The 4,633-nt window shown below is 66.4% G+C and carries 4 protein-coding genes and 1 pseudogene; 4 read left to right on the forward strand and 1 reads right to left on the reverse strand.

Annotated elements, in window-relative coordinates:
- Positions 1-68: 68 nt before the first annotated feature.
- Positions 69-371, reverse strand: coding sequence for a DUF736 domain-containing protein (locus AC1DW2_RS43415; RefSeq protein WP_477009165.1), 303 nt, complete (start codon positions 369-371; stop codon positions 69-71).
- Positions 372-757: 386 nt separating this feature from the next.
- Here AC1DW2_RS43415 and AC1DW2_RS43420 point away from each other — a divergent pair, with 386 nt between their 5' ends.
- From AC1DW2_RS43420 to AC1DW2_RS43435, 4 genes and pseudogenes are all read left to right on the forward strand, one after another.
- Entirely contained in the window at positions 758-1,984 is a 1,227-nt protein-coding gene (locus AC1DW2_RS43420) for a tyrosine-type recombinase/integrase (RefSeq protein WP_477009166.1), read from the forward strand.
- A complete protein-coding gene (locus AC1DW2_RS43425) occupies positions 1,978-2,898 on the forward strand; it encodes a tyrosine-type recombinase/integrase (protein WP_477009167.1) in 921 nt (306 codons plus the stop codon). The genes AC1DW2_RS43420 and AC1DW2_RS43425 overlap by 7 nt, the downstream gene beginning before the upstream one ends.
- Entirely contained in the window at positions 2,895-3,902 is a 1,008-nt protein-coding gene (locus AC1DW2_RS43430) for a tyrosine-type recombinase/integrase (protein WP_477009168.1), read from the forward strand. The genes AC1DW2_RS43425 and AC1DW2_RS43430 overlap by 4 nt, the downstream gene beginning before the upstream one ends.
- Before the next feature lie 296 nt (positions 3,903-4,198).
- Positions 4,199-4,501, forward strand: a pseudogene (locus tag AC1DW2_RS43435) (DUF736 domain-containing protein).
- The last annotated feature ends 132 nt before the right edge of the window (positions 4,502-4,633 follow it).

Consider the following 4,633-nt stretch of genomic DNA (forward strand, 5'->3'; position numbering starts at 1 on the left):
GCTCCACATAATATCAGCGGTGGTGCCGCGGCGCCTCGCCGGGTGGCGGGGCGCCGCGGGCGCTGCGGTCACCGCGACCAGATCAGCGCATGTTCGCCATCTTCGCCTTCGAAGAGGTTGGCGTAGATGGGGGCGGTGAACGACGGATCGTCGAGCTTGACCGAGTGATAGACCCGGTCGTCCTTCGAGGTGCGGCGCCATGCGGCACCGATCTCGACGCCCGAGACGACGACCCTGAGGTCCGGCGCCTTCTCGCTGGCGGTGGCCGGATCGCTGGGGGTCAGGCGGGCCTGGACGTTGAACGCCAGGGTCTTGATGGTGCCCGTGTAGCTGCCGTCGCTGTTGCGGGCGAACGTGCCGATCTGTGTCATGATAGTCTCCTTCGCTGTGCTCAAGCCCGCGACCATCGCGGCCTTGTGGCGATCAGGAGCCCCGTGACGGCCGACCCGCACCCATCGGGCCGCAGCAACGCGGAGGACGGCGGGCGAAGATCTTGTTGCTCCGCGAGGAGCCGGCATGGCCGGCGGGGAAGAAGATCGAACGACCGCTGTTGCGGGGAAAAGGCCGGGTCGAAGACCGCATCATGGGGCCGGTCCGCCACAGCCAAGGCCTGCGAGGACGTGGGCGCCACAGCGCGGGAGCCGCAACCGGATCGGCTTGCCCGCGTATCGATGACAGATGCCAGCATAACTGCCGGCGTTCCGAACATCAGGCACGTCGGGCCATAGTCCCGCCTCCAATATCCAGGAGGAAGCGCATGCCGACAGGTGTTTATGTTCGTAAGAACTCAGTCATTGGCCGCTTGGAAGCTGGCATGGCCGCGGATCATGCGGACGGCTTCGAGCAGTGGCTCCGCGAGCGACGATATACGCCACTCACCATCATCGAACGGATGCGGTTGCTTGCAAGCTGGACGCAATGGTCGCGCGAAAACGGCTATGCGCTCGGCACGATCCGCGGAGCGCACGCGGCATCGTTCGCCTTGATCGAGGCGGGATATCGCCGCCGGTTCCGCGGCGACATCAACAAGGATGCCGCGGAAACCGGCAAGCTGTTCATCAGCTATCTGGAGCATCGCGGCGTGTTGCCGCGCCTGCCGGCGAAGCCGGAACCAGCTCTGATGACCGAGTTTATGGGCTGGGCGCGCGAGCAACATGGCCTCGCGGAGACAACGCTCGGCACCTATCGCATCGCGATCCTGCCGTTCATCGCCCAGCTCGGCGATGACCCTGCTACCTATGATGCTGCCGCGATCCGAAGCTTCATGCTGGCGCGCGCGGGCACGGTATCCGGTGCCCGTCTGAAGGGCATCGGGGTCGGGGTCCGCGCGTTCCTGCGCTTCCTGATCGCGACCGGGCGCTGCCAGCCAGGGCTCGATCATGCGATGCCCAAGGCAGCGACCTGGCGGCTGACATCGATCCCGCGGTTCCTGCCCGACGCCGATATCGTGCGGATCCTCGCCGCGTGCGAGGGGGAACGCCGCCTGCGCGATCGCRTGATCATCCTGTTGCTCGTACGGCTCGGCATGCGCGCGAGCGAGGTCGCTCGGCTGACGTTCGATGACATCGACTGGCGGCGGGGCAGCATCCGCCTGCTCGGGAAAGGACGGCGGGAGGAACTGCTCCCGCTCAGTCAGGAGGTCGGCGATGCGATCATCGCTTATATAGAGCGTGCGCGGCCGGCGATGCCGGCGCGCGCGTTGTTCCTGACGCAGACCGCGCCGCTCAGACCCATCAACCGCATCGCCGTCAAATGCCTCGCGTCGGCGGCGTACCGGCGCGCCGGCATCGACTGTCCGCATAAGGGTGCCCATATCCTGCGCCATACGGCTGCGACCGCGATGCTGCGCCACGGAGTCAGCCTGGCCGATGTGGGCAGCGTGCTGCGTCACCGCGCGGCGGCAATGACCGCGCATTACGCCAAGGTCGACTTGGGACTTCTATCGACCATCGCGCAGCCCTGGCCCGGGAGGTCATCATGCTGATCGACGGCGCGTACCGCTACATCGAGCTGCGCCGTTCGCTCGGCTTCAAGCTCCGCAAAACATCCGCTCATCTGGCTTCGTTCGCGGAATATGCGGCGAGCGTCGGTGACGTCCATGTGCGCAGCGACACCGCGCTGGCATGGGCGGCGGCAACGTCCTCGACCCAGGACAGCTATTATCGAAGGCTCCAGGAACTGGCCCTGTTCGCCCGCTTCCTGCGTGCCGAAGATGCTGGACACGAGGTGCCGCAGCACCATCTGTACTATCGGCCGCGATCGAGGCCGGCGCCTTATATCTTCTCGACCGAAGATGTGGCGCGGATGCTGTCGGCCGCACGCGAACTGCGTGCAACCCGGCTCAATCCGCTCAAGCCACATACCTACGAGATGCTGTTCGGCCTGATCGCCGCAACTGGGCTGCGCATAGCCGAGGCGCTCAAGCTGCGGCTCGACGACGTGCTCGCGGACGGCGTGCTGCATATCCGTGCGACCAAGTTCAACAAGAACCGGCTCGTCCCGCTGCATCCGAGCGTTGTAGCAAAGCTCGACGCCTATCTGGACGTCCGCCAACGCTATGGCGGCCTTGAAAGCCGCCTGTTCCTGACAGAATGCGGCCAGCCCTTGCCCAATAGCACGGCTCGCCATGTGTTCCACGGCGTGTTGCGGCGGGCCGGAATCGCCACGGATCGGTCGCGCCGTCCGCGCCTGCATGACCTTCGCCATACGTTCGCGACGCGCGTGCTGGAGCAGTGCGCTGCCGGACGGGAAGAGGTGGCCCGCGACTTTGTCGCGCTCTCCACCTACCTTGGGCACGGTCATATCAAGCACACCTACTGGTATCTGGAGGCGACGCCCGAGTTGATGGGCGACATCGCGGCTGCCGCCGAAATGCTCGCCCTGGGGAGGTACGCATGACGCCGATCGCCCCGCTCATCACCGACTTCCTGCGCGAGCATATGCCGTGCCAGCGCGGCCTCAGCCCACACAGCTGCGACACCTATGCGTATAGCTTCAGGCTGCTGTTCGCGTTCGCGGCGGGGCGGCTGCGAACGCGGCCATCGCAGCTGACGCTTGAACAGATCGATGCCGAAATGGTGCTCGCGTTCCTCGCTCACATCGAGCGCGAGCGTGGCAACAGCCCCGCCACCCGCAATGTCCGGCTCGCCGCGATCAAGGCGTTCATGCGTTACGTCGAGTTCAAGCATCCCCGCACGCTCGAACAGATCGCGCAGATCAATGCGATCCCGGGAAAGCGGTACGATCAGAAGTTGATCCGCCACCTGACGATGGCGGAAGTGCAGGCCGTGCTCGACGCTCCCGACCTTCGCAGCCGCTCGGGAATCCGCGATCGAGCCATGTTGCACGTCTGCTTCGCAGCGGGCTTGCGCGTATCCGAGCTGGTCGGTCTGCGCCTGGAAAACGTCACCTTGCAACCCGCGCCCAGCATCATGGTCATGGGCAAGGGCCGGCGCGAACGGAGCCTTCCGCTCTGGAAGGAAACCGCGCGCGACGTTCGCGCTTGGCTGGCGGTCCGTGGGCGAGCGCCGGCCCCGGAGCTGTTCGTCAATGCCCAGGGCGACGCGATGACTCGGGCCGGGTTCGAGTACATCCTGGAAAAACATGCCACGACAGCCGCCCGCGTCTGCCCGACCCTGGCGGGGCGCACGCTGACGCCACACCTGTTGCGGCACAGCTGCGCGGTCATCATGCTCCAGGCCACGCGCGACATCCGCAAGGTCGCATTGTGGCTCGGTCATGCCGACATCCGGACCACCGAAGTGTATCTGCGGATGGACCCGTCCGAGAAGCTCGAGGCGGTCGAGGCGGTGCTCCCGCCGGCGCTCCGACGCGGTCGGTTCAAGGCACCTGATGCGCTGATCGCATCGCTGATGGCGGACCCGCATGCCGTGCCGACTTGAGGTGCCTATAGGCTTCCGCGCAGCGGCACGAACGAGCCGAAGGTGCTGGTCACCTTGGTCGCTCAGCCGCGCCATGGCCTCTTTGGATGGCTTGTCTGGCGGCGATCCCGCCGGGCGTGCAACGGCTCCGCCCGACCTTCTTCCCCGGCGCTGAAGCGCCTTCCTCGCGAGGCAAGAAGCCCGGGCTGCGCCGTCCTTCGCTGCGCTTCGGCCACAGGTGCAGCCCGGCGATCACGCCGCCTGATCGACCGCCATCGAGGCCGCATCGGGCGGCTTCGAGGACCAAGGAGACTATCATGACACAGATCGGCACGTTCGCCCGCAACAGCGACGGCAGCTACACGGGCACCATCAAGACCCTGGCGTTCAACGTCCAGGCCCGCCTGACCCCCAGCGATCCGGCCACCGCCAGCGAGAAGGCGCCGGACCTCAGGGTCGTCGTCTCGGGCGTCGAGATCGGTGCCGCATGGCGCCGCACCTCGAAGGACGACCGGGTCTATCACTCGGTCTAGCTCGACGATCCGTCGTTCCCCGCCCCCCTCTACGCCCACCTCTTCGAAGGCGAAGATGGCGAACATGCGCTGCTCCGGTCGCGGTGACCGCAGCCCCCGCGGCGCCCCGCCACCCGGCGAGGCGCCGCGGCACCACCCCTGATATTATCTGGAGCGCGAACACGCCAAAACCGGCGGACAACCGCCACTCCGGACACCTAACTCCGCATAATCATGCGC

Source organism: Bradyrhizobium sp. P3_C3 (assembly GCF_056402655.1).

What these genes read in the sequence shown, in the direction of transcription:
- AC1DW2_RS43415 (WP_477009165.1), bottom strand. Translation starts at nt 371, where the DNA reads ATGACACAGATCGGCACGTTCGCCCGCAACAGCGACGGCAGCTACACG.
- AC1DW2_RS43430 (WP_477009168.1), top strand. Translation starts at nt 2,895, where the DNA reads ATGACGCCGATCGCCCCGCTCATCACCGACTTCCTGCGCGAGCATATG.
- AC1DW2_RS43425 (WP_477009167.1), top strand. Translation starts at nt 1,978, where the DNA reads ATGCTGATCGACGGCGCGTACCGCTACATCGAGCTGCGCCGTTCGCTC.